At 73.4% G+C, this 24543-nt stretch carries 19 protein-coding genes; 10 read left to right on the forward strand and 9 right to left on the reverse strand.

Annotated elements, in window-relative coordinates:
* Window positions 1–96: 96 nt before the first annotated feature.
* Genes ACI8AX_RS18040 through ACI8AX_RS18050 form a run of 3 tightly spaced genes read right to left on the reverse strand, consistent with a single transcriptional unit; the run spans window position 97 to window position 4434 of the window.
* Window positions 97–2097, reverse strand: a complete 2001-nt coding sequence (locus tag ACI8AX_RS18040; RefSeq protein ID WP_456551226.1) for an ABC transporter ATP-binding protein — start codon at window positions 2095–2097, stop codon at window positions 97–99.
* Window positions 2094–3830, reverse strand: a complete 1737-nt coding sequence (locus ACI8AX_RS18045; protein WP_456551227.1) for an ABC transporter ATP-binding protein — start codon at window positions 3828–3830, stop codon at window positions 2094–2096. Before ACI8AX_RS18045 ends, ACI8AX_RS18040 begins: the two co-directional genes overlap by 4 nt.
* 1 nt (window position 3831) lies before the next feature.
* The gene (locus tag ACI8AX_RS18050; RefSeq protein WP_456551228.1) at window positions 3832–4434 is read right to left on the reverse strand and encodes a TetR/AcrR family transcriptional regulator; all 603 of its coding nucleotides are present in this window, start codon (window positions 4432–4434) and stop codon (window positions 3832–3834) included.
* A gap of 166 nt (window positions 4435–4600) precedes the next feature.
* Between ACI8AX_RS18050 and ACI8AX_RS18055 the strand changes: the two genes are divergently transcribed.
* The 5 genes from ACI8AX_RS18055 to ACI8AX_RS18075 all read left to right on the forward strand — a co-directional run bounded on the left by ACI8AX_RS18055 (window position 4601) and on the right by ACI8AX_RS18075 (window position 8947).
* On the forward strand, window positions 4601–4819 hold the full coding sequence (locus ACI8AX_RS18055) for a ferredoxin (RefSeq protein ID WP_456551229.1): 219 nt from the start codon (window positions 4601–4603) through the stop codon (window positions 4817–4819).
* Complete coding sequence (locus ACI8AX_RS18060; RefSeq protein ID WP_456551230.1) at window positions 4816–6195, forward strand: cytochrome P450; 1380 nt, start codon at window positions 4816–4818, stop codon at window positions 6193–6195. Before ACI8AX_RS18055 ends, ACI8AX_RS18060 begins: the two co-directional genes overlap by 4 nt.
* Before the next feature lie 245 nt (window positions 6196–6440).
* The gene (locus tag ACI8AX_RS18065) at window positions 6441–7676 is read left to right on the forward strand and encodes an ABC transporter substrate-binding protein (RefSeq protein ID WP_456551231.1); all 1236 of its coding nucleotides are present in this window, start codon (window positions 6441–6443) and stop codon (window positions 7674–7676) included.
* 138 nt (window positions 7677–7814) lie between these two features.
* A complete protein-coding gene (locus ACI8AX_RS18070) occupies window positions 7815–8633 on the forward strand; it encodes a mycofactocin-coupled SDR family oxidoreductase (protein ID WP_456551232.1) in 819 nt (272 codons plus the stop codon).
* A complete protein-coding gene (locus ACI8AX_RS18075) occupies window positions 8633–8947 on the forward strand; it encodes an ArsR/SmtB family transcription factor (RefSeq protein WP_456551233.1) in 315 nt (104 codons plus the stop codon). Before ACI8AX_RS18070 ends, ACI8AX_RS18075 begins: the two co-directional genes overlap by 1 nt.
* 70 nt (window positions 8948–9017) lie before the next feature.
* Here the strand turns inward: ACI8AX_RS18075 and ACI8AX_RS18080 are convergent, their stop codons facing one another.
* From ACI8AX_RS18080 to ACI8AX_RS18090, 3 genes are all read right to left on the reverse strand, one after another.
* On the reverse strand, window positions 9018–9839 hold the full coding sequence (locus ACI8AX_RS18080; RefSeq protein WP_456551234.1) for a mycofactocin-coupled SDR family oxidoreductase: 822 nt from the start codon (window positions 9837–9839) through the stop codon (window positions 9018–9020).
* A gap of 2 nt (window positions 9840–9841) precedes the next feature.
* Entirely contained in the window at window positions 9842–10669 is an 828-nt protein-coding gene (locus tag ACI8AX_RS18085) for a mycofactocin-coupled SDR family oxidoreductase (protein ID WP_456551235.1), read from the reverse strand.
* Window positions 10670–10739: 70 nt separating this feature from the next.
* Window positions 10740–11516 (reverse strand): carboxymuconolactone decarboxylase family protein, encoded by a 777-nt coding sequence (locus tag ACI8AX_RS18090; RefSeq protein ID WP_456551236.1) that lies wholly within the window; start codon window positions 11514–11516, stop codon window positions 10740–10742.
* A gap of 90 nt (window positions 11517–11606) precedes the next feature.
* Between ACI8AX_RS18090 and ACI8AX_RS18095 the strand changes: the two genes are divergently transcribed.
* Window positions 11607–12278: a TetR/AcrR family transcriptional regulator gene (locus ACI8AX_RS18095; protein WP_456551237.1), complete on the forward strand. Its 672-nt coding sequence runs from the start codon at window positions 11607–11609 to the stop codon at window positions 12276–12278.
* 66 nt (window positions 12279–12344) lie between these two features.
* Here ACI8AX_RS18095 and ACI8AX_RS18100 read toward each other — a convergent pair whose 3' ends face one another.
* Complete coding sequence (locus ACI8AX_RS18100) at window positions 12345–13817, reverse strand: aldehyde dehydrogenase family protein (protein WP_456551238.1); 1473 nt, start codon at window positions 13815–13817, stop codon at window positions 12345–12347.
* Between the two features lie 116 nt (window positions 13818–13933).
* On the opposite strand from ACI8AX_RS18100, the gene ACI8AX_RS18105 reads away from it, so the two are divergent.
* Both ACI8AX_RS18105 and ACI8AX_RS18110 read left to right on the forward strand, forming a co-directional pair.
* Complete coding sequence (locus tag ACI8AX_RS18105; protein WP_456551239.1) at window positions 13934–15304, forward strand: cytochrome P450; 1371 nt, start codon at window positions 13934–13936, stop codon at window positions 15302–15304.
* A 204-nt stretch (window positions 15305–15508) separates the two neighbouring features.
* A complete protein-coding gene (locus tag ACI8AX_RS18110) occupies window positions 15509–16516 on the forward strand; it encodes an SDR family NAD(P)-dependent oxidoreductase (protein WP_456551240.1) in 1008 nt (335 codons plus the stop codon).
* Between the two features lie 31 nt (window positions 16517–16547).
* On the opposite strand, the gene ACI8AX_RS18115 is transcribed toward ACI8AX_RS18110, so the two are convergent.
* Both ACI8AX_RS18115 and ACI8AX_RS18120 read right to left on the reverse strand, forming a co-directional pair.
* Complete coding sequence (locus ACI8AX_RS18115; RefSeq protein ID WP_456551241.1) at window positions 16548–19850, reverse strand: glycosyl hydrolase; 3303 nt, start codon at window positions 19848–19850, stop codon at window positions 16548–16550.
* Window positions 19851–19872: 22 nt separating this feature from the next.
* On the reverse strand, window positions 19873–20643 hold the full coding sequence (locus tag ACI8AX_RS18120; protein ID WP_456551242.1) for an SDR family NAD(P)-dependent oxidoreductase: 771 nt from the start codon (window positions 20641–20643) through the stop codon (window positions 19873–19875).
* A gap of 196 nt (window positions 20644–20839) precedes the next feature.
* On the opposite strand from ACI8AX_RS18120, the gene uidA reads away from it, so the two are divergent.
* Window positions 20840–22630 carry a beta-glucuronidase gene (gene uidA / locus ACI8AX_RS18125; RefSeq protein ID WP_456551243.1) on the forward strand — a complete coding sequence of 597 codons (1791 nt, stop codon included), beginning with the start codon at window positions 20840–20842 and terminating at the stop codon, window positions 22628–22630.
* A 285-nt stretch (window positions 22631–22915) separates the two neighbouring features.
* The gene (locus tag ACI8AX_RS18130; protein WP_456551244.1) at window positions 22916–24481 is read left to right on the forward strand and encodes an ABC transporter substrate-binding protein; all 1566 of its coding nucleotides are present in this window, start codon (window positions 22916–22918) and stop codon (window positions 24479–24481) included.
* The last annotated feature ends 62 nt before the right edge of the window (window positions 24482–24543 follow it).

Raw genomic sequence — 24543 nt, forward strand, 5'->3', positions numbered from 1 at the left:
CCGCCCCCCCCCCCCCCCCCCCCCCCCCCCCCCCCCCCCCCCCCCCCGGCCCCCCCCCCCCCCCCCCCCCCCCCCCCCCCCCCCCCCCCACTCCGTTCAGCCGGCGGGGGTGGGCTGGACCTCCGCCGCGTCCGGGTCCACGGGAGGGCCGGCGAACTGCGCCTCGTGCAGGCGGGCGTAGGCCCCGCCCCGCGCCAGGAGCTCCTCGTGCGTGCCCTGCTCCACGATCGCGCCGGCCTCCATGACCAGGATCAGGTCGGCGTCGCGGATGGTCGACAGCCGGTGGGCGATCACGAAGCTGGTGCGGCCCTCGCGCAGCGCGCTCATCGCCCGCTGCACCAGCAGCTCGGTGCGGGTGTCGACCGAGCTGGTGGCCTCGTCGAGGATGAGGACGGCGGGGCGGGCGAGGAACGCCCGGGCGATGGTGATCAGCTGCTTCTGGCCGACGCTGAGCGCGCCGCCGTCGTCACCGATCAGCGTGTCGTAGCCGTCGGGCAGCGTGTGCACGAAGTGGTCGACCAGCGCCGCCCGCGCGGCGTCCCGGACCTCCTCGTCGGTGGCGCCGGGCCGGCCGTAGGCGATGTTGTCGCGGATCGTGCCGGAGAACAGCCAGGTGTCCTGCAGGACCATGCCCATCCGCGAGCGCAGGTCGGCCCGGCTCATCATGGCGACGTCGACGCCGTCGAGGGTGATCCGGCCGCCGTCGAGCTCGTAGAACCGCTCGATCAGGTTCACCAGCGTGGTCTTGCCGGCACCGGTCGGGCCCACGATCGCGACCGTCTGGCCCGGCTCGACGGCCAGCGAGAGGTCCCGGATCAGCGGCTCCCCCGGTGAGTAGCCGAACGACACCGACTCGAACTCCAGCCGCCCGCGGGTCGGGCCGGACGACGGCGGGCCCACCGGCTCGGCCGACTCCTCCTCGGCGTCGAGCAGGTCGAAGACCCGTTCGGCGCTGGCCACCCCGGACTGCGCCACCGCGGCGATCGAGCCGAGCTGGCTCAGCGGCTGGGTGTACTGCCGGGAGTACTGGATGAACGCCTGCAGGTCGCCCAGCGACAGCGACCCGTTGAGCATCAGCAGCCCGCCGACGACGGCGATGCCGACGTAGACGAGGTTGCCCAGGAACATGGTCACCGGCATGAGGATCCCGCTGACGAACTGGGCGCCGAAGCCGGCGCGGAACAGCCGCTCGTTCTCCGCGGTGAACCGCGCCTCGACCTCCTCCTGCCGGCCGAAGACCTTGACGAGGGAGTGCCCGCTGAACGCCTCCTCGATCTGCCCGTTGAGCGAGCCGGTGCGCTGCCACTGCTCGCGGAACATCGGCTGCGACCGCCGCGCGACCAGCCGGGCGGCGAGCAGGCTCAGCGGCACCGCCACCAGGGCGACCACCGCGAGCAGCGGCGAGATGACGAACATGACCGCGACGATGCCGACCACGGTCAGCACCGACGTGACGGCCTGGTTGATCGTCTGCTGCAGGGCCTGGGAGACGTTGTCGATGTCGTTGGTGACCCGGCTCAGCAGCTCGCCCCGCGGCCGCCGGTCGAAGTAGCTCAGCGGCAGCCGGTGGATCTTCGCCTCGGCGTCGGCCCGCAGCCGGGAGACCGTCCGCTGGGTGACCCCGTTGAGCACGTGGGCCTGGGCCAGGGACAGCAGGGAGGCGGTCACGTAGATCGCCAGGACCAGCAGCAGCACGCGCGCCAGCGCGCCGGTGTCGATCCCGTCGCCGGGACGGAAGTCGACCGGCCGGAGCAGGTCGGCGGTGGTCTCCTCCCCGCGGGCCTCCAGAGCGGCGATCGCCTCCTCCTTGCCGATCCCCGCCGGCAGGTCCCGGGTGAGGGCGCCCTGGAACACGATGTCGGTGGCCCGGCCGAGCACCTTGGGTCCGATGACCATGAGGACGACGCTGCCCACGGCGAGGGTGAGCACGAGCGCCACCCACAGCCGCTCCGGCCGCAGCCGGCCGAGCAGCCGCCGGGCCGAGGGGAGGAACGCCTTGGGCTTCTCCACCGGGGCACCGGAGCCGAACGGTCCGCCGCCGGGCCGGCCGCCGGGTGCCGGCCGGGCGGCCGCGGGCGCGGGTCGGGGTGCGCTCATGCCGGCTGCTCCTCGGGCAGGGCCTGGCTGGTCACGATCTCGGCGTACTCGGGGCAGGTCTCCAGCAGCTCGGCGTGGGTGCCGCGGCCGACCACGCCGCCGTCGTCCAGGACGACGATCAGGTCGGCGTCGACGATGGTCGCGATCCGCTGGGCGACCACGACCACCGTCGCGCCGGCGACCTCGCGGGCCAGCGCCGCCCGTAGCCGGGCGTCGGTGGCGGTGTCGAGGGCGGAGAAGGCGTCGTCGAACAGGTACACCTGCGGCCGGGCCACCAGCGCCCGGGCGATGCTGAGCCGCTGGCGCTGCCCGCCGGAGAGGTTCGTGCCGCCCTGGGTCACCGGCGCCTCCAGCTGTTCCGGCAGCGCCCGGACGAAGTCCGCCGCCTGCGCGATCTCGAGCGCCGCCCACAGGTCCTCGTCCGGGGCGTCGGGCCGGCCGTAGCGCAGGTTGGAGGCCACCGTCCCGCTGAACAGGAACGCCTTCTGCTCCACCAGCCCGACCCGCGACCACAGGTGGACCGGGGCGAGGTCGCGGACGTCGACGCCGTCGACCAGGACCGCGCCCGCGGTCACGTCGACCAGCCGGGGGACCAGCCCGACCAGCGTCGTCTTCCCCGCGCCGGTGCTGCCCACGATGGCCGTCGTCCGCCCCGGCTCCGCGGTGAAGGAGACGTCGCGGAGCACGGGCCGCTCGGCGCCCGGGTAGGCGAAGGTCGCGCCGCGCAGCTCGACGGTGCCGGTCGGCTCGGCCGGGACGATCGGGCTCGCCGGCGGCAGGACGGTCGGCTCGGTGTCGAGCACCTCGGTGATCCGGCCGGCGGAGACGGCGGCCCGGGGGAGCATCAGCGCCAGCAGCGAGGCCAGCATGACCGCGGTCAGGATCTGCACCAGGTAGCTCAGGAAGGCGATCAGCGAGCCGACCTGCAGGTCGCCGTCCTGTACGCGGGCCGCGCCGAACCACACCACGGCGACGCTGGTGACGTTCAGGACGAGCGTGACCAGCGGGAAGATGCCGGCGAACAGCCGCCCGGCGCGCAGCGCCGAGTCGGTCACCGCGGCGTTGGCCTCGGCGAAGCGCGCGGTCTCCTGCGGCTCACGGACGAAGGCCCGGATCACCCGGATGCCGGTCAGCTGCTCGCGCAGCACCCGGTTGACGGTGTCGATCCGCACCTGGAGCCGCTCGAAGTGCGGCCGCATGCGCGAGGTGACCAGCAGGACGGCGGCGAGCATCACCGGGACCGCGACGGCGATCACCCAGGACAGGCCCGGGTCCTCGCGGACGGCGAAGACCACGCCGCCGATCGCCAGGATCGGGGTCGGCACGAGCATCGTGCAGGCCATCAGCACGAGCATCTGCACCTGCTGGACGTCGTTGGTCGAGCGGGTGATCAGCGACGGCGCCCCGAAGGTCGCCATCTCGCGGCTGGAGAACGACCCGACGCGGCGGAACAGCGCCAGCCGGACGTCGCGGCCGAGCAGCATCGCCGTCCGGGCGCCGAACCACGTGGCCGCCACCGCCGCGGCGATCTGCAGCACGGTGACGCCGAGCATCACGCCGCCGAGGGTGAGCACCCGGCCGATGTCCCCCGGGACGACGCCGTCGTCGATGATGTCGGCGTTGATGCTCGGCAGGTACAGGTTGGCCACCGCCTGGACCGCCTGGAAGGCGACGACCCCGGCGAGCAGGCCGCGGGAGGGGCGCAGGAACCGGCGCAGGAGCGCGATCAGCACGTCAGGCCCCGCCCTCGCCGGTCAGCACCCCGTGCGTGACGAGCCGGACGAGGTCGTCGGCGGTCAGGCCGGCGAACGTGCCGGCGAGGTGCGGCAGGGTGGTGCCCAGGGCGACCAGCAGCAGGAACTGGCCCACCGTCTCGGCGGGCACCGAGAGCCGGTCGGCGTCGGGTGCCAGCAGGTCGGCGAGGGGCTCCAGCCACCGGCGGTCCTCGCGGTCGACGGTGATCTCCGGGCCCGGCTGGTCCCCGACGGCGGCCAGGATGCCGACGACGCCGCGGAGGCGGTCCTGCACGGCCAGGAGGACGGCGCGCAGCTTCTCCTCGACCGGCAGGGTGCGGGGCACCGCGGCCAGGGCCTCGGCGAAGCGCTGCGGCTCGAAGTACCGCTCGATGGCGGCCTCGATCAGCGCCTCCTTGGTGCCGAACGCCCGGAAGATCGTGCCCTCGGCGACCCCGCAGGCCTCGGCGATCTGACGCGTCGAGATGGCGCGCCCGTGCGCCTGGAGGAGGGGGATGACGCCGTCCAGCAGGGCCGCGCGGCGCTCGTCGGGGGAGAGGCGGGCTGCCCGGACCCGGGGCGGCGCGCTGGGGGGAGATGCCACGGGACGCAGCCTAATGAGTGAATGCTCATCATTGCCAGCGTCGCGCCGCCGTGTCCCCCTTGTGCCCGTCGCTACGCTCGCCAGCGGCCACCCGGTGTGATCCACGTCTCAGGTCGCGACCGGCGCGGGTGGGCAGGTCGTGGCCCCGAGCGGAGGAGTCCGCCGCATGAGGATCCGGGTCGACGGTGAGATCTGCCAGGGGCACACGCTGTGCGCCATGTCGGCGCCCGACCTGTTCGTGCTGAGCGAGGAGGACGGGCACGCCTCCGCGATCTCCGAGGAGGTCCCCGCCGGGGCGGAGGAGCGCGCGCGGGAGGCCGTCCGTTCCTGCCCCGAGCAGGCCATCCTGGTCCTGAGCGACGAGCCGGCCGGGGCCGTGCGGTGAGCGTCGACGAACGGACGACGCAGCCGGCGGCCCGGACGCCCGAGGAGGACAAGGCGGCCCGGCGGATCGAGCTGAACCGGTACAGCCCCGACCTGCGGCTGCACTTCGAGGAGTGGGCGCGGAAGCTGCACGCCGGCCCCCGGATCGCCTGGAACGACACCCACGGCGGCTACTGGTTCGTCAACGGCGCACAGGAGGTCTTCGACGTCGCCCGTCGCGCCGACGTCCTGTCCAACGACGCGATCCGCTACGGCGGGATCGGCATCCCCGCCATGAACCCGGCCGCCCGCGGCGGCGTCATCGGTGGCTTCCTGGAGATGGACCCGCCGCGGCAGCGGTACCACCGCAACGCCCTCAACGCCTACCTCTCCCCGGCGGCCGTCGCCCGCTGGCAGCCGGTGATGGACGAGATCACCCGCGCCGCGATCGACGAGAGGATCGAGTCCGGCTCGATGGACTTCGTCGAGGACCTGGCCAACGTCGTCCCGGCGGTGCTGACCATGGGTCTGCTCGGCCTGCCGCTCGAGGACTGGGAGGTCTACAACGAGCCGTCGCACGCGGCCGTCTACACGCCGATCGACTCCCCGGACTGGCCCCGGGTCCAGGAGCTGAACGTGCAGATGGGCATGCGCACGTTCGAGCACATCCAGCGCGCACGGACCGACCCGCGGCCCGGCCTGCTGCAGGCCGTGATCGACGCCGACCTCGGTGACGGCCAGCGGGCCGACGACCTCGAGGTCGTCGGTGTGGTGGGCCTGCTCATCGGCGGCGGCTTCGACACCACCACGGCGCTCACAGCGCACGCCCTCGAGTGGCTCGGCGAGCACCCCGACCAGCGCGAGCGGTTGATCCGCGAGTGGGAGACGCTGCGCGACAGCGCGACCGAGGAGTTCCTGCGCTTCTACACCCCGGCCCAGGGCGACGGGCGCACGGTGACCAGGGACGAGGAGATCGACGGCGCCCTGCTCCGCGCGGGCGACCGGCTGTGGATCTCCTGGGCCATGGCCAACCGCGACGAGACCGTGTTCGAGGACGCGAACTCGATCAGGCTGGACCGCACCGGCAACCGGCACTCCAGCTTCGGCCTCGGCATCCACCGGTGCATCGGCTCCAACGTCGCGCGGGCGACGTTCAAGACGATGCTGAAGGCCGTGCTGGACCGGATGCCGGACTACGTCTGCGACCCGGCCGGCACGGTGCACTACGAGACCACCCAGGTGATCAACGGCATGCGCTTCCTGCCGGCCACCTTCACGCCCGGGAAGCGGCTCGGGCCCGGCGTGGCGGAGACGATCGCCGGGCTGCAGCGGGTCATCGACGAGCAGGGGCTCGCCGAGCCGGTCACCGCGCGCAGGGGGCGTCCCGCGACGGGGTGACCGCCGTCCCGGGCCCGCCACCGATGGCGAGGACGGGACAGGGTTAAGACAGGGGTCTTGATCGTGGTGCAGGTCACGCGCTAGCGTCCTGACCGCTTGGAAGGCAGCTGTCTTACGACGGGTGCATGCGTCTTGTCGCGCCTGCGTCCCACGGCTGCCCGCACCTCGCGGTGACCGCCGACCGGGACGCGTCCGACCCGGCCGGATCCTCGACCGGACCTGGAGTGGGTATGCGCAGCAGGGGCATGGCGATCGTGAGCACGGCGTGTGCGGTCGCCCTCGTGGTGTCGGCGTGCGGCAGCGACGACGAGGAGGGCGGCGGCACCGGCGGCGGCACCGGCGGCGGGGAGGGGGCGTCGGGCACCATCCCGGTCGGCCTGCTCACCTCGCTGAGCGGGCCCGGGGCCGCCGCGGCGCAGGACTCGGTCCGCGGGGCCGAGGCCCGCTTCGCTGCGTACGAGGACGCGGGGGAGGGCTGCGCCGGCGACCTCGACTTCGAGATCGTCGAGGCCGACGACACCACGAGTGCGCAGGGCGCGCTGTCGGGGGTGCAGAAGCTCGTCGAGCAGGACGACGTCTTCGGCGTGATCACCGTGAGCGCCTTCTTCTACGGCGCGGCGCCGTACATGACCACGCAGGCCGCCGACACCCCCGTCTTCGGAGGCGCCTGGGACGGCGCCCAGGAGTGGAGCGCCACGGACGACAACCTGTTCAACAGCGCACCCGTGCCGAACTACGAGGTGGTCTACGACCAGGCAGGCGAGTTCTTCAAGAGCCAGGGCGCCACGAAGGTCGCCGGGATCGCCGTCAACAGCCCGAGCTCGCAGGCCGGGCTCGAGAACGGCCTGCAGTCGATGGAGGCCGCCGGCCTGGAGCGCGCCTACGTCAACGACAGCGTGCCCTTCGGCAGCACCGACGTCGGGGCCATCGTGCTGGGCATCATCGACTCCGGCGCCGACGCGGTGTACACGACGCTGAACTTCGACACGTCCCTGGCGATCGTCGGCGGCCTCAAGCAGGCCGACTACCCGGTCGAGATCTTCTACTCGCCGACCGGGTACGGGGCCGACCTCCTCCAGTCGGAGCCCGCGGTCCAGGCCGGGCAGGGCGTCACCTTCGGCACGTCGTTCACCCCCGTCGAGCTCGACACCCCGGCGACCCAGGAGCTCAGCCGGGCGCTGACCGAGTACACCGACAACGAGTCGGGGATCCCGGGCTTCTACGAGAGCCAGGGCTGGTTCGGCGCCGACCTCCTCCTGCACGGCCTGGAGCAGGCCGGTTGCGACGCCACGCGCGAGGAGGTCATCGCCGCCCTGCAGGGCGACGACGCCTGGGACGCCGGCGGCCTCTACCCCCGCCCGATCCCGCAGACGACGGTCGACTACGACGAGCAGTGCTCCTACTACCTGACCCTCGAGGGCGACGCCTTCGTGCCGGTCGAGGGCGCCGACCCGTTCTGCGGCGAGCCGGTCGACGGCTGAGCAGCAGGCCCCCAGACGCCCGGCGCCCGCTCCCACTGGCGGGCGCCGGGTCCGGGCCGTGGGAGGGCGCCGCCGTGCCGCCCCGGCCCGTCCACCAGCGCGGCCGCCCGGAGCGGCCGCCCCACCCAGGAGGTCCCCGTGGCACGACTCGAGGGCAGGGTCGCCTTCATCACCGGCATCGGCCGCGGCCAGGGCCGCAGCCACGCCGTCCGCCTCGCGCAGGAGGGCGCCGACGTCATCGGCGTCGACGTGTGCGCCGACTTCGCCACCGTGGCCTACCCGATGGCGACGGAGGAGGACCTCGCCGAGACCGTCCGGCAGGTCGAGGCGCTGGACCGGCGGATCGTCGCCCGGGTCGCCGACACCCGCGACCGGGCGGCCCTGCAGGCGGTCGTCGACGAGGGCGTGGCGCAGTTCGGCCGGCTCGACTTCGTGGTGGCCAACGCCGGCATCAGCCCCGGCCTGTTCCGGCTCACCACCCCGGAGGAGGAGCAGCAGGCCTGGGACGAGGGGATCGGGGTCAACCTCACCGGCGTCTGGAACACCACCCAGGTGGCGATCCCGCACATCGTCGCCGGCGGCCGGGGCGGGGCCATCGTGCTCACCGGCTCCACCGCGGGGCTGCGCGGCATGGGCGGTGGCGCCTACGGCGTCGCCAAGCACGGCGTCGTCGGCATCATGCGCGGCCTGGCCAACGACCTCGCCGACCAGAGCATCCGCGTCAACGTGGTCCACCCGACGGCGGTGAACACCCTCATGGCCACCAACGAGGCGATGCAGGCGTTCCTCGCGACCCAGGTCGACAAGGGCGTGCACCTGCGCAACGCCCTGCCGGTCGACATGATCGAGCCGGCCGACGTGAGCAACGCCGTGGCGTTCCTGTGCTCCGACGAGGGCCGCTACATCACGGGCACGAACCTCCCGGTCGACGCCGGCTTCGTGAACCGCATCGGCTGATGACCGCACCGCCCACCCGGTCCCTGCCCGTCGGGCGCCCGGCCACCGTGCCGGACGCGCTCAGCGCCATGGCGCACCCGGTCCGGCGCCACCTGCTGTGCCTGCTCGTCGGGCGGGACGAGGTGGAGGTCGCCGCCATCCGGCGCACGCTCGGGCTGTCGAAGCCGGCGGTCAACTACCACGCGCGGATCCTCGCCGACGCCGGGTTGATCGACGCGCGGCGGCGAGGGCGCACCCTCTCCTACGCGCTGCGCCCGGCGGCGGTGTCGCACGTCTGGTGCGAGCTCGGCGCCCTGGCGGCCGACCCGGCCTGACCGGCGTCCGGTACGACGAGACGGCGCCACCGGCGGGACCTCCCCGCCGGTGGCGCCGTCGTCGTGCCGCTCAGCGGATGGTGACGCCCGCGTCCACCTTCAGCTGCGTGCCGGTCACGTACCGGGCGTCGTCGGACACCAGGTGCAGGACGGCGTTGCTGATGTCGCGCGCCTCCACCATCGGCACGGGGAGCGCGTTCTCGTAGATCGGGCCGAGGTCGGTCCGGCCCTCGGTGAGCAGGCCGAACAGCGACATCGGGGCCATGCCGGTCGCCACGCCGGTCGGGTGCACCGTGTTGACCCGGATGCTGTGCACCGCGAGCTCGTTGGCCAGCGCCAGGCTCAGCCCCACGACGCCGTGCTTGGACGCGGTGTAGGGCGTCGTCAGCGGGCTGCCCTTGATCCCCGCGGCGGAGCTGATGTTCACCAGGCTGCCCCCGCCCGCCGCGATGAGGTGCGGGATCGCGGCGGCGCAGGTGTTCCAGGTGCCGATGAGGTTGACGTCAAGGACGGCGCGCCAGTCCTCCGGCGTGGTCGTGTCCCAGGTGCCGGCCGTGATGACGCCGGCGTTGGCCACCGACGCGTCCAGGCCGCCCAGCTCCTCGACCCCCTCGTCGACGGCCGCCTTGAGGGCGGCCGCGTCGCGGACGTCGACGACCTTCGGCACGGCCCGGCGGCCGAGCTCGCCGACCAGCCGGGCGGTCTCGGCCAGGTCGTCCTCGGTCGCCAGTGGGTACTCCAGCTCCGGCACGGGGCGGCAGAGGTCGACGAGGACGACGTCCGCACCCTCCTCCGCCAGCCGCAGGGCGTGGCTGCGGCCCATCCCGCGGGCGGCGCCGGTGACCAGGACCCGCTTGCCGGCCACGCGGCCGGACGCGGCAGCTCCCGCCACGGTCATCGGACCGTGAACCCGGCGTCGAGCGGCCAGGCGATGCCGGTGATGAACTTCGCCTGGTCGGAGACGAGGAACGCCACGGCGTTGGCGATGTCCTCCGGCTGCAGCATCTCGATCGGCAGCGCGTTCTGCATGCCCGCGATCATGTTGTCCCCGCTGGCCGCGGCCTGCTCGAACTGCTTGGCCATGGCCTCGTTCATGGTCATGCCGCTCATCACGCCGGTGGGGTGGATGGTGTTCACGCGGATCCACTCGGGCGCGAGGTGGCCAGCGAGCGACTGCGCGAGCCCGACGAGCCCGCGCTTGGACGCCATGTAGGCCAGGCCGCTGGCCTGGTCGGCGGGGGAGGACTTGAGCCCCGCGGTCGAGCTGGTGATCACGATCGAGCCGCCGCGGCCGGCCTCGCGCATGGCGGGCAGCGCCACGCGGATCGCGTGGTAGACGCCGGTGAGGTTCGTGTCGATGACGTCCTGCCACTCGGCGAGCAGGTCCTCCTCGTCACCGAGCCGGATGATGCCGGCGTTGGCGACGACGATGTCGACCCGCCCGAACTCGGCGAGCCCCTCGTCGAAGGCGGCCTTGAGCCCGGAATAGTCGCGGACGTCGGCCTTGCGGGCGACGATCCGCCGGTCCTCCTTCTCGACCAGGCGGACGGTCTCGGCCAGGTCGGCCTCGGAGGCGTTGGGGTAGGTCATCGTCGGGATGTCGGCGCAGATGTCGACCGCGATGATGTCGCAGCCCTCCTGGGCCAGGCGGACGGCGTGCGCGCGCCCCTGGCCGCGGGCGGCTCCGGTGATGAAGGCGACGCGTCCTTCGAGTCCGGGCATGGCGGTTCTCCTCTCCCGACGGGGTCCACCCGTCGGGTCGTCGGTGCGGGGTAGGGGTCCTGCGGAGGGATCAGCGGCCGGCGGCGAGCATCTGGCCGAGCAGGTCGTCCTCGACGGCCCTGCGCAGCTGCTCGCCCTTGACCGGGCCGGCGTAGGCGGTGAAGTGGCGGACGATCTCGTCCATCTCCGCCGGGGAGACGTCGCCGGAGTGCACCGCGGAGCCGGCGTGGCTCAGGATCGGCATGGGGGCCTCGGAGACGCCCACGCACGGCACCGTGATGAACCGCCGGTCACGGCGGGACAGCCCGGGGCGCTGCCACAGGTGGCCGAAGACGAAGTTGAGGATCCCCGCCTGCTGGTAGGGCGTGTTCCGGGCCGGCGCCGGGACCAGGTTGACGTCGCGGAACTCCTGCTCGCCGCGCTGGAGCCGCTTCTCCCAGTCGTTCTCGCCGAGGGTCTCGTTGGCCAGCAGCGGCCAGTCGACGACCTCCTCGCCGCGCTCCTGCCGGATGCGGGCCCACTGCTCGCGGACGACGCCCTCGACGCGAGAGGCCTTGGGCCAGCCGCAGTACACGGCGAAGTGGAGGATGAACTCGAGCATCTCCTCGAGCGAGACGTCGCCGCTGTTCAGGGCCGCGTAGACGTGGTCGTCCATGGCCTGCTGGTCGGTGTCGAAGCCGACGCAGACCAGCGTCACCCACCGCCGCTCGCGCCGTCCCAGGGCCGGCGAGGACCACAGGTCGCCGAAGAGCGACTCACGGCGCGCCCGGTCGGCGGGATCGGCCGTTGCGGGCGGGTCGACCGTCATGACCTCGCGGTAGACGTCGTCGGCAGTGGTGGTGGTCATCGGCCCTCGTCTCGTCGAATGTGATCCGCGCAACTCGTGCGAAACCTAAGGCATCTGTCTTGACGGTGTCCAGCGTGGTTCCATGCCCGCATGACAGGAGTGGTCCCCTCGACGCAGGAGCAGCTGGTCCGGGTGGGGGAGCGGCTGTTCGCCCGGCACGGGCTGGACGGCGTCTCCCTGCGGCAGATCGGGGTGGCGGCCGGCAACGCGAACAACAGCGCCGTCCAGTACCACTTCGGTTCCAAGGACCAGCTGGTCCGCGCGATCTTCGAGTACCGGCTCCCGCGGTTGCACGCGCGGCGGGCGATGCTCATCGAGCAGGCCCCGCCCGGCGACCTCCGCGCGTGGGTGGAGTGCCAGGCCCGCGCGATGCTGGAGCAGAGCGAGCTCGACGGCAGCCACTACGCCGGCTTCCTCACCGTGCTGCACCAGTACGGGCGCTCCGACGTCTTCGAGGGGCTGCCGGAGCCCTACGCGGGCAACTCGCGCGCCTACTTCGAGCACCTGCGCTCGCTGCTGCCGCACCTCGCCGACCCGCTGCGCGGCCACCGCATCTCCCGGGCGAGCAACCTCGTGGTGCACACGGCCGCCGACCGCGAGCGCGCCCGCGCGGAGGGTGCGCCGGTCCTGCCCTTCGCGCTGGAGCTGGAGAGCCTGGTCGACGGGCTGGTCGGGTTCCTGCAGGCGCCGGCGTCCGAGCGCACCCTGGCCGCGCTCGAGTCGGCGGGTGCCGCCGACGTCGTCTGGGCGGTGGGCATCTGAAGAAGGACCCCCCTGCCACCCACCGCTCGCGAGCTCGCGGCGGGCCCCTGCAGGGGGGCCGTTCCATCAGTTCCCGAGGGTGATCCGGGTGTTCTTCACCTGGGAGAACTCGTGCAGGCCCTCGATGCCGCCGAGGCGGCCGTAGCCGCTCTCCTTGTAGCCGCCGTAGGGGCCGCTGGGCTGGATGTCGCTGAAGGCGTTGATCCACACCGAGCCGGACTCCAGCCGGCCGGCCACGCGGTGCGCGCGCTCGAAGTCGGACGTGTGCGCGTACGCGACGAGCCCGAAGTCCGAGTCGTTGGCCAGGGCGACGGCCTCGTCCTCGGTGTCGAACGGCATGACCGACACGACGGGACCGAAGGTCTCGATGCGGGCCAGCGGGCTGGTGTTGGGGACGTCGGCGAAGACGGTGGGCTCGATGTAGTAGCCCGAGGCCAGGTCGCCGCCGAGTCGCCTGCCCCCGGTGAGCAGGCGCCCGGTGCCGGTGCGGACGGCCTCGTCGATGGTGCCGGTGATGCGGTCGGCGGCGGCCGCGCTCACGACCGGGCCCATGACCGTGCCCGGGTCGAACGGGTCGCCGATGGGCACGTGCGCGACGCCGGCGACCAGGCGCTCCTGGAACTCGGCGTAGATGCTGCGCTCGACGAGGATCCGGCTGCCGCAGGCGCAGCTCTGGCCGGACTGGGTGACCGGGCCCATGAAGGCGGCGATCATCGCCGCGCGGTCGAGGTCGGCGTCGGCGAACACGACGTTGGCCGACTTGCCGCCGAGCTCGAAGGACAGCGGCTTGAGCGTCTCTGCGGCCGCGACGGCGATCTTCTTCGCGGTGGCGCCGCTGCCGGTGAAGTGCAGCTTGCCGATGCCGCGGTGCCGGACCAGCGCGTCGCCGGCCTCCGGGCCGCCGGGGACCACGTTCACCAGCCCGGCCGGCAGGCCGACCTCGCGGCAGATCTCGCCGAAGCGGATCGGCGCCAGCGGGGCGAGCTCCGGGGGCTTGACGACGACGGCGTTGCCCGCGGCCAGCGCCGGGGCGACGGCCATCGCGATCCCGACGAGCGGTCCGTTCCACGGGACGATCACGCCGATGACCCCGTACGGCTCGCGGGTGATCATGTTGACGTCGCGCGAGCCCATGACCGGCGCGGTCTGGCCGGTCACCTTGTCGACCCAGCCGGCGTAGTAGTCGAAGAACCGGGACAGCAGCCCGACCTGGCCGGGCGCCATCATGATCGGCACGGCGTAGTCGTGGACGTTGAGCCGGGCGAGGTTCTCGGTGTCGGCGTCGATCGCGCGGGCCAGCGCGATCAGCAGGTCGCGACGCCGGTCGACCGGTAGCGCCGCCCACTCGCGCTGCGCCGCGGCCGCGGCGCGCACCGCCCGGTCGATCTCCTCCGGGCCGGCCATCGGGATGGTCGCGTTGACCTCGCCCGTACCCGGGAAGACGTGGTCGTACGTGCCGCCGGAGGCCTCCGCGAGGCGCTCCTCCCCGATGAGCAGTGCGGGCGCCGTATCGATCGTGGGTGTCGCCGTCGCTGTCATGAACTCGAAACCTCCGTCGTGGATCTGTGCACCGTGTCACAGTCGTGACTAGACTAAGACAGCTGACTCAACGACGGGAAGACCCGACGCCGTACGACCGACTCTGGAGGCCGGCCGTGGACACCGACCAGGCACGCACCGCACGCGAGCGGGCGCCCCGCATCGAGCTGGACCGGCACGGCCCGGTCTACCGCACCGACTTCGTCCGGCTGGCCGAGGAGTTCCACGCCACCAAGCCGATCGCCTGGAACGACACGCACGGCGGCTACTGGTTCGTCAGCGGCAACCAGGAGCTCATGGACGTCGCCCGGCGGTCCGACGTGCTGTCCAACGACAACGACATCAAGGGCGAGCGGCGCGGCTACTGGGGCGTGCAGATCCCGCCGTCCCCCCGCGAGGGGCACGAGACCATCGCCGGCTTCCTGGAGATGGACCCCCCCGAGCAGCGCTACTACCGCAACGCGCTCAACCCGTACCTGTCCCCGGCGGCGGTCGCCCGCTGGCAGCCGGTGCTCGACGAGATCACCCGCGCCTGCCTCGACGAGCGCATCGAGAGCGGGCGGATCGACCTCGTCGACGACCTGGCGAACATCGTCCCCGCGGTGCTGACCATGGCCATGCTGGGCCTGCCGCTGACCGACTGGGTCCTCTACGCCGAGCCCATCCACGCGCAGGTGTACACGCATCCCGACGACCCGGACATGGCCCGGGTCCAGGAGATCACCATGCAGATGGGGATCTCCCTGTTCGGCCGCATCGGCGAGATCCGGGCGAACCCGCGGCCCGGTCTGGTCGACGCCCTGATCACCGCCGACATCGGCGGGCACAGCCCCGACGACCTCGAGGTGCTCTCGGCGGTCCTGCTGCTCATCGGCGGCGGCTTCGACACCACGACGGCGCTCACGGGCAAGTCGCTGGAGTGGTTGTCGCAGCACCCGGACCAGCGCGAGCGGCTCATCCGCGAGTGGGACGAGCTGCGGGACACCGCCACCGAGGAGTTCCTGCGGTTCTTCAGCCCGCTGCAGGGCGACGGCCGGACCATCGCGCAGGACGCCGAGATCGACGGCGTGCAGTTCCGCGAGGGGGAGCGGCTGTGGCTGTCGTTCGCCATGGCCAACCGGGACGCCTCGGTGTTCGAGGACCCGCACGAGATCAAGCTCGACCGCAAGGGCAACCGGCACGCCAGCTTCGGCCTGGGCGTGCACCGCTGCATCGGGTCCAACGTCGCGCGGGCCACGTACAAGACCATGCTGAAGGCGGTCCTGGACCGGATGCCGGACTACGTGTGCGACCCGGCCGGGACGGTCCACTACGAGACGATCGGCATGAACAACGGCATGCGCCACCTGCCCGCGACCTTCGCGCCGGGCCGGCCGCTGGGGCCGGGGCTGGACGAGACGATCGCCCGGTTGCAGCGCGTGGTGGACGAGCAGCGGCTGGCCGAGCCGGTCACCTCCCGCCGGGACCGGACCCGCTCGGACAGCTGACACGCGGTGGCGGGGCCGGGGCGTCGTCGAGCCCCGTCAGGCGGCGCGGCAACAACCGGCAAGCCGTTGCCGGGATGGTCCGCTCGGTCGAGGGTCGGCCGACGGGCGGGGACGTCCCGGTCGCCGGAACCGCGGGGTCAGCTCCACAGGGAGCGGACCGCACGGTCGCCCGCGACCACCACAACGGCACGAGAGGAACCACCAGTGTCCGGGCAGCTCGCAGGGAAGGTCGCCGTCGTCACCGGCTCGGGACAGGGGGTCGGGCGAGGCATCGCCGTGCTGCTGGCCCGCGAAGGCGCCCGGGTGGTCACGAACGACCTGCGGCCCCGCGGCGGGTCGACCCGTGTGGAGTTCCGGGCGTCCGCGCTCGGTGGCGCGGCCCCGGAGCTGGACGGTGAGCTGGCGACCGAGGCGGCCGAACTGGTCGGCGACGCGGACTCCACGGCCGCGGCCATCGTCGCGGAGGGCGGCGAGGCCCTGGCCTGCTACGGCGACGTCTCCGACCCGGGCCAGGCCGCCGAGGTCATCCGGACGGCGGTCGACGGCTTCGGGCGCATCGACGTCCTCGTGAACAACGCGGCCGGCCTCGGTTTCGGGCCGTTCGCCGACGTCACCCCCGACGACTGGCGGTACCAGTTCGCCGCCAAGGTCGACGGCACCTTCCACTGCATGCGGCACGCGGTGCCGCACATGATCCGGCAGGGGTCCGGGCGGATCCTCAACGCCGCGTCGGACGCCTGGACCGGCATCGCCTCGCTGGGTCCGTACAGCGCGGCGAACGCCGCAGTCGTGGCGCTGACGAAGTCCACGGCCAAGGAACTGGCCGAGCACGGGATCACCGTCAACGCGTACTGCCCCCAGGCGGCCTCTCCGGGGCACCTGGGCTTCAAGGCGACGCTGAAGACGATGCTCGGCGAGGAGCGTTCAGCCGCGATGATGGCCTCCGACCGCATGCGCGAGTCCGAGCAGGCCCACGGGCCCGCTGAGGACCTCACCTTCCTCGCCTACCTGGCCTCCGAGCACGCTGCCGAGGTCAGCGGGGCGGTCTTCTCGGTCACCGCCGGCGGCACCGTCGCGTTGTACTCCGAGCCCGAGCACGTCAGCCGGATCCACAAGGACGGCGCCGCGTGGACGGTGGACGAGCTCGTGGCGGAGGTGCCGCGCACGCTGCTGCGCGACCACCGGTCCGTGGCACGCCGCCGGGAGTTCTGAGGACGTCCCCGCGGCGGTCCCTACGAGGCGGTCACCCCGCGCTGGGGGGCGTCCGCCTGACGCCGGAGTGGAGGAACCGCTGGCCGATCCGCGTGTCGCGGTACGGCGACACCACAACCGGGCCGATGAGGCCGGTCCGCTGCCAGCCGGGGGTCGAGTAGTTGCCGTTCCCGGTGGCGCGGACGGCGTTGAACATGGTGGTCGCGACACGGACCGTGAGCGTGTTCGCGCCCGGCACGAGCAGCCGGCCGAGGTCGATCCGGCCGCGGTCGGACTGGTCGACGGTCACCGGGGTGCCGTTGACCCACACCTGCACCGTGTCCACGACGTCGCCCAGGTCGAGGTACGCCCCGTCGTCGTCCTGCCAGGCGGCCGGCAGGTCGCACCGGGCCGTGTAGGTGCCGATGCCCGAGGCCGTGGTCAGGTCGACCGGGTCGGCGATCTCCCGCCAGGAGGGCAGCCGCCCGTCGTCGCCGGCCGTGAGCGGGAACGGGTCGACATCGGTCTTCCGGCTGGTCCACTGCTCGTCGCCGGGCGTCCAGCTCTGGGCCTGGAGCGTCCAGTCGGTGAGGCGGCGCGGCGGCGCGAGGCCGGCCACCTCGACGCGGACCCGTCGGCCGTCGGCGAGCTCGACCACCCAGGTGCCGTCCCGGTCGTGGCGGGCGACCAGCCGGCCGGCGTCGTCCACGAGGATCTCGGCGTCGGCGGCCACGGCGTGGACCTCCGGAGGCGGACCGAACCCGGCCGCCTCGCCGGCCAGGGCGACGACCACCGTGCCGTACGGGGCGATCCGCACGGGCAGCGTCACCCGGTCGCCGTCACGCACGTACCGCCCGGCGGGCGTGATCCGCCCGGTCCAGGTGTCCAGGAGGTACGGGACGCCGTCCCCGATCAGGGTCAGCTCCCCCTCGTACACCCCGGCCGACCGGTTGTAGACGAAGTCGTAGGTGACCCCGTCGGCCTCTCTGCGGAGCAGGCCGAGCACCGGCGTCGGCTCGTGGGGGCACACCCGCGGCCGGATGCCGGCGGCCGCGAGCGCGGCGGGGAGCCCGGCCTCGGTGGCGACCCACGTGACCGTCGGCCGGTCGAGCAGCTCCGCGACGACGGCGCGCAGCCGGGCGCCGTCGGGGTCTCCGGCCTCGAGGCCGGTGCTGCCGCTGGGTGGCTCTCCGACGAGGAAGACCCGCAGCCCCTGCCCGGCCAGCGACAGCAGCTGCTCGACGTCGCGCAGGGAGACCGTCCGCTGCTCGTTGAGCACGAGCGCGCGGTGGGCCGAGCGGTCGGCGAAGAGCCCGCCGTCGGCGTCCACCAGCGCGCCGTGCAGGAAGGCCGGCGCCACGTACTCGTAGGTGTAGCCGGCGCAGGAGGTCGCCGAGTCGGTGCCGAGCATGTGCCGCGGCTCCTGCTGGTCGCTGACGGCCTGCCCGGCCAGCCCGAGGTCCTCGTACCAGACCCCGAGGTCCACGACGGCCCGCCCCTGGCGCAGCACCAGCTGGGTGCGCGCCAGGTGGTCGTTCACGCCCCGCTTGTCCGGCCAGCTGGGCAGCCGGGGGCCGAAGTACTCCCCGGCGTTGAGGACGCCGAAGATGTCCCACGGGTGGTAGCCCGGCCAGGAGCCGCCGCGGCCGTTCGAGCCCTCCTCGGCCTCCGGTGCGTCGCGGTAGGGGAACCCGTGCCACACCACCTGGTTGACCCCGCCGGCGAACGCCTTGTGCACGCTGTCGAGCAGGCCCTGCGCGTACTTGCCGCCCGGGCCCGACCCGTCCCCGCCCTCGGCCCAGCCGCCCGGGACGTTGGGGCCGGCCACGGTCGACCGGTAGGCGCCGAAGAAGTTCGCGGCGAGTTCCGCGGACACGACGGGCCGGCCGCCGAGATGGGCGCCGGCGGCGAGGACCCGGTGGTCCTGCTCGGCGCCGAACGGGTTGGGGCTGCCGAAGTCCAGCGACTCGCCCTCGGGGATGCCGGCCGCGGCCGCGGCGACGCCCGAGGCCAGGGGCGGGCCGTAGACCTGCGCGCGGAACTGCAGGCCGTGGCCCTCCGCCCAGGCCTGCATCGGCGTCACGTAACGCTCGACGTAGAGGTCGCTGAGGGTCCGCCGGTAGTCCTCCCGCACCCGGGGGCCGACGCCGGGCAGCTCGAACGCGGGCAGCGCGGTGCCGTGGATCCCGGTCCCGAGCAGGGCCGGGAGGAGCGGCGTGGGGTCGTAGCCACGCCGTGCGGTGAACTGCTCGAGCAGGTCCCAGGTCCACTTCTGCGTCTCGCCGAGCTCGAGGGAGTCCTCGAAGACGGCGCCGCGCCCGATCCGGCGCAGGTCCGCCCGCACCGCCTCGGTGAGCACGTGCGCGTCCCAGAAGTCCAACTGGATGCGGACGCCGGCCTCGCTCCAGTGGTCGACCACGTAGTTGGGCTGCGTGGCGGTGAAGCCGTTGCGCTGGGCGACGAGACCCGAGGCGGTGTGCAGCACGTCGATCACCACCCAGGGCAGGCCGTCGTCCCCGGGGAACTGGTGCTCGAGCGCGCCGTCCACGACCCGGTCGGTGACGTCCTGCACCGAGGCGGGGTCGAGGACCACCGGCCCGTCGCCGTCCGCGGGGGGAGGCGCGGCGCGCCGGGCGACCAGCGTGCGGACCCGGGTCGTGCGGGCGACGTCGACCACCGGCTCGCCGGGGGAGTGGGCAGAGGCGAGGGGGGAGACGGCCAGCTCGGTGGGCTCCACGGTGCGGTCGCCGAGCCCGGTGACCGTGACCCGCTCGGCGCCGGGCCCCTCGCCGACGGTCACCGTGTCGCCCGCGGCGAACCCGCCGACGGTCCGCACCACCAGGGTGCTGTCGCCGGGCGACGCGGGCGCGCACAGCTCGGTGGCGACGGACGGCGGTTCCACGGTGGGCGCCGGGAGGGGGCCGGTGCGGGTGGTCCCCGGCGCGACCGTCTCCCAGCCGAACAGCAGCTGCTGCTCGGCCTCGGGCTGGTTGAAGCTGTTCAGCGTCGGCACCGTGGGCGGGTAGTGCGGCCCGAGGTTCAGGTCGACGGCCAGCCCGAGCTCGGCGGCCGTCGCGGTGATCACCTCCAGCCTGCGTGCCCACCGTGGGGTGCCCCAGCCGTACTCGGCGAGGAAGGCGTTGTCCTGGTGCCCGGCGCCGGCCACCACGAACGGCGCGACCTCGACGCCCCCGGCGCCGGCGTCGGCCAGCTGCCGGAGCTGCTCGCGCAGCACGTGGTCGTCGGTGTACGCCAGCGGCAGCCACCAGCGGTACAGCGGCCGCACCTCGGTGGGCGGCTGGGCGAAGCGCTCCTGGGTCAGCGGGGGACGGGAGGGGTGCGGGGAGTCCGCCATCGGAGCGCTCCTGGGGAGTGGTTCAGCGCGGCGGCATGCGGGACCCGCCGTCGAGGCGGATCACCTCGCCGTTCAGGTAGGTGTTCTCGATGACCGCCAGCGCCAGGTGGGCGAACTCCGCGGCGCGGCCGATCCGGTGCGGGAAGAGGATGTTCCGCGCCAGGTGCTGCACGGCCTCCGACGGGGCGTCGCCCATGATCGGCGTCTCGACCAGGCCGGGCGCGATCGTGCAGACGCGCACGCCGACCCCGGCGAGGTCGCGCGCGGCCGGGAGGGTCAGCGCGGTGACGCCGCCCTTGGACGCTGCGTAGGCGAGCTGGCCCATCGACCCGTCGTAAGCCGCGATCGAGGCGACGTTGAGGACGATCCCGCGCTCGCCGTCCGCCCCCGGCTCGGTGGCGGCCATCGCCGCCGAGGCCAGCCGCAGCACGTTGAAGGTGCCGGTCAGGTTGACCGCGAGCGTCCGGGTCCACAGGTCGAGGCCGTGCGGGGAGCCGTCCGGGTGCAGCGTGCCCTCGGCGCTCGCGATGCCGGCCGAGTTGACCGCGATGCGCAGCGGCCGCCCCTTGCCGGTGGCCTCCTCGACCGCGGCCCGCACCGACTCCTCGTCGGTGACGTCGGTGCGGACGAACGTGGTGGCGCCGCCGAGCTCGGCGGCGAGCGCGCTCCCGCGGGCCTCGTCGAGGTCGGCGACGGTGACCGCCGTCCCGCGGGCGGCCAGCGCCCGGACGGTGGCCTCGCCGAGGCCGGAGGCCCCACCGGTGACGACGGCGGCGACGTCGAGGTCCTTCACGGGCAGCTCCCTGGTCCGGCCGGCGCCCGGGTGACGCCCGCAGGGACCCTCGTCCCGGCGGGGGCCCCCGGCGACCGGTTGCCACGAGTTGCCATGCAGGTCGGCGGGCCCCGGCAACTCGCGGCAACGAGTTGCCGCCTCCCACGCGGGCATGGGCGACTGCCTGATCCATCCGGTGACCACGAGGAGCGACGCAGTGCTGCGACCCCAGGACGGCCCCACGCGGGAGAGCAAGACACTCGACGGGCTGTGGCGGTTCGCCGTAGACCCGGCCGGGGAGGGACGGGACGCGGGATGGTGGCGCGGGCTGCCCGACGGCTCGCTGGAGGTCCCCGTCCCCGCGAGCTACAACGACGTCTTCGCCGACGTCGCCATCCGGGACCACGTGGGCGACGCCTGGTACCAGACGACGGCACGGGTCCCCCGCGGCTGGGCCGGGCAGCGCGTCGTGCTCCGGTTCGACGCCGCCACCCACCGCGCCGTCGTGTGGGTCGACGACGTCGAGGTGGCCCGCCACGAGGGCGGCTACACGCCGTTCGAGGCCGACGTCACCGCGCACGTCCGGCCGGGCACCGAGGTCAGGATCACCGCGGTGGTGAACAACGAGCTGACCTGGCAGACCATCCCGCCGGGTGTGCTGATGGGCGAGGGCGGCGACCGGAAGCAGATCTACTTCCACGACTTCTTCAACTACGCCGGCCTCCACCGGTCGGTGCGGCTCTACAGCACGCCGGTGCCGCACGTCAGCGACGTCACCGTGGTCACCGGGCTCGAGGGTCCCACCGGCACCGTCGACTACCGGGTCGAGACCGTGGCCGCCGACGGGCTCGAGGTGCGCGCCGTGCTCTCCGACGGCGGGGTCGAGGTGGCCCGCGCGTCGGGCGCCGACGGGATCCTGACGGTGGCCGACGTGCACCCGTGGCGGCCGGGGGAGGGGCACCTCTACGACCTCGACGTCCAGCTGGTCGACGGGGGAGGCGAGGTCGCCGACACCTACCGGCTCGCGGTCGGCATCCGCACCGTGGCGGTGGACGGGACCCGGTTCCTCATCAACGGGGACCCCTTCCACTTCACCGGGTTCGGCAAGCACGAGGACCTCCCGGTCCGGGGCAAAGGACACGACGACGTCTTCCTGGTGCACGACTTCGCCCTCATGGAGTGGATCGGCGCCAACTCGTTCCGGACCGCGCACTACCCCTACGCCGAGGAGGTGCTCGACTACGCCGACCGGCGCGGCATCGTCGTTATCGACGAGACCGCCGCGGTCGGGCAGAACCTCGGGGTGATCGCCGGGCGCATGGGCGGGCAGGCCCGGCCGACCTTCTCTCCGGACGCGGTCGACGATGTCTCCCGGGAGGCCCACGCCCAGGCGATCCGGGAGCTGGTGGCCCGCGACAAGAACCACCCCTGCGTCGTGCTGTGGAGCATCGCCAACGAGCCGGAGGCGAACACCGACGCGGCCGCGGCGTACTTCGAGCCGCTGTTCGCGTTGACCCGGGAGCTCGACCCGACCCGGCCGGTCGGCTACGCCAACATGAAGCTGGCGCCGCCGGACCGGGACCTGGTGGGCGGGTTCGCCGACGTTGTCATGCTCAACCGCTACTACGGCTGGTACGACCAGACCGGCGACCTGGCGGCCGCGGAGCGCCTCCTGCGCGCGGAGCTGCAGGCGTGGGCGGGGAAGGGCAAGCCGATCCTCATGACGGAGTACGGCGCCGACACCGCCGCCGGCCTGCACTCGGTGCTCCCGCTGCCGTGGAGCGAGGAGTACCAGGTGGACCTCCTGGAGACCTACCACCGGGTCTTCGACGAGATCGACGCGGTCGTCGGCGAGCACGTGTGGAACTTCGCCGACTTCGCCACCCAGTCCGGCGTCTTCCGCGTCGACGGCAACAAGAAGGGCGTGTTCACCCGCGACCGCCGGCCCAAGGCGGCGGCCGCCGCACTGCGGCGCCGGTGGCGCGGACCGGGTCCGTGGCGGGCCTGATCCCGGGTCCACCCGCCCCGGTCGCCCGCCCGTTCCCGACGTACCGTCGACGCTCGACGGGGGCTGGGAGGACACCGTCCGCAGGTCCGGTCTGTGACCGGCACTACATCGGCGGCAACTCGTGGCAACCGATTCTCCGGCGGTTGCCCGGCTGCTTGTCTCGTCCTCGTCCGCCGGACACCTGCGTCGAGCGCGACGCCGTCGAGAAGGCGGCTTGAATCGATTCGATCCGGGACGGACCCCGAAACGGTCGGGCTCATCCGGGCATCACGAGGGAGTGGTCCATTGCTCACCCAGTCCACGCGTCGCCGGACGGCGATGCGGCGCATCACCGCGGTGCTGGGCGCCACGGCGATCCTCTCGACCGCGGCCTGCACCGGGGGGTCCGACTCGTCGGGCGGCTCCTCGAGCGGCGGCGGCGCGGGGGCCACTGACGCCGAGCTGGCCCTCGCCATCGGCGCGCAGCCCGCCTCCCTGGACCCGGCGCAGCTGCAGGAGGGGCAGCAGGCCTACGTCTGGGGCTCGCTCTACGACACCCTGCTGTTCGTCGACGCCGACGGGAACGTGCAGCCCAACGCCGCCGAGAGCTGGGAGTACTCCGACGACCAGCGCACCCTGACGCTCACGCTGCAGGAGGGCATGACGTTCAGCAGCGGCGCCCCGGTCAACGCCGAGGCGGTGCGCGCGACGCTCGAGCGCACCCGGGTCACGCCGGGTCCCCTGCAGGCCAGGCTCCAGTTCGTGGACTCGGTCGAGGCACCGGACGAGCGCACCGTCGTCATCAACCTGGTCGAGCCCGACGCGGCGCTGCTCACCGCCCTGGCCTTCGGGGCGGGCGTCATCGGCGACCCGGCCACCTTCGACGACCCGGCCACCGCCCTGGACCCGGTGGGCTCGGGCCCCTACGAGCTCGACGACTCGGCCACGTCCGCGGGGAGCACCTACGTGCTGCAGCGGCGCGACGACTACTGGAACGTCGACGACTATCCCTTCCAGACGATCACCGTGCGGGTGATCCAGGACCCGACCGCGCAGTTCAACGCGCTGCTGGCCGGCGAGCTCCAGGCCGGGCGGGTCAACCCCGACCAGGAGGCGCAGATCCAAGGAGCCGGGTACGCCGTCACCGACCTGATCCCCACCGCCAGCGCCAGCCTCCTGCTGCTCGACCGGGAGGGGGAGATCGCGCCGGCGCTGGCCGACGTGCGGGTGCGTCAGGCGATCAACATGGCCCTGGACCGGGAGGGGTTCATCCAGGCGCTGCTGCAGGGCAACGGCCTGCCCACCGAGCAGTTCTTCAGCCCGGACGGACCGGCGTACGTCGAGGACCTCGAGGGCACCTACGAGTACGACGTCGACGCCGCGAACGAGCTGATGGCTGAGGCCGGCTACGCCGACGGGTTCTCGCTGACCCTGCCCAGCACGGTCTTCTCGCAGTCGTTCGAGCCCGCCCTCACCCAGGCGTTCGGCGACATCGGGATCGACCTCACGTGGGAGCCGCAGCCGCCGCAGAGCAACCTGGCGTCGGTGCAGTCGGGGAGGTACCCGGTGGCGTTCTGGTTCGAGGGCCTGGACCCGGCGGCACGCCAGGTACAGGGCCACTACACGTCCAGCTCGACCATCAACCCGTTCGGCAACGAGTTCCCCGAGATCGAGGCGCTGCTGGCGGAGGCCGCGGCCACGAGCGACGTGGACCAGCAGTCGGAGATCTACCAGGAGATCGGCACGATCGCCGTGGAGCAGGCGCTGGACGCGCCCATCGCCTTCGTCACCACCAAGTGGGCCACCGCTCCGGGCGTCGAGTACATCGGCAACCCCTTCAGCACCATTCGGGCGTTCGGCGTCCCCCAGTAGGACCTGGTCCCGGGCGGCGGCCGGCGAGCGGCCGCCCGGGACGCCCTCCCCACCCGTCCCCG

The organism is Blastococcus sp. SYSU D00813 (assembly GCF_054050735.1).

What these genes read in the sequence shown, in the direction of transcription:
- ACI8AX_RS18040 (WP_456551226.1), bottom strand. Translation starts at nt 2,097, where the DNA reads ATGAGCGCACCCCGACCCGCGCCCGCGGCCGCCCGGCCGGCACCCGGC.
- ACI8AX_RS18055 (WP_456551229.1), top strand. Translation starts at nt 4,601, where the DNA reads ATGAGGATCCGGGTCGACGGTGAGATCTGCCAGGGGCACACGCTGTGC.
- ACI8AX_RS18065 (WP_456551231.1), top strand. Translation starts at nt 6,441, where the DNA reads ATGGCGATCGTGAGCACGGCGTGTGCGGTCGCCCTCGTGGTGTCGGCG.
- ACI8AX_RS18075 (WP_456551233.1), top strand. Translation starts at nt 8,633, where the DNA reads ATGACCGCACCGCCCACCCGGTCCCTGCCCGTCGGGCGCCCGGCCACC.
- ACI8AX_RS18085 (WP_456551235.1), bottom strand. Translation starts at nt 10,669, where the DNA reads ATGCCCGGACTCGAAGGACGCGTCGCCTTCATCACCGGAGCCGCCCGC.
- ACI8AX_RS18090 (WP_456551236.1), bottom strand. Translation starts at nt 11,516, where the DNA reads ATGACCACCACCACTGCCGACGACGTCTACCGCGAGGTCATGACGGTC.
- ACI8AX_RS18095 (WP_456551237.1), top strand. Translation starts at nt 11,607, where the DNA reads ATGACAGGAGTGGTCCCCTCGACGCAGGAGCAGCTGGTCCGGGTGGGG.
- ACI8AX_RS18100 (WP_456551238.1), bottom strand. Translation starts at nt 13,817, where the DNA reads ATGACAGCGACGGCGACACCCACGATCGATACGGCGCCCGCACTGCTC.
- ACI8AX_RS18115 (WP_456551241.1), bottom strand. Translation starts at nt 19,850, where the DNA reads ATGGCGGACTCCCCGCACCCCTCCCGTCCCCCGCTGACCCAGGAGCGC.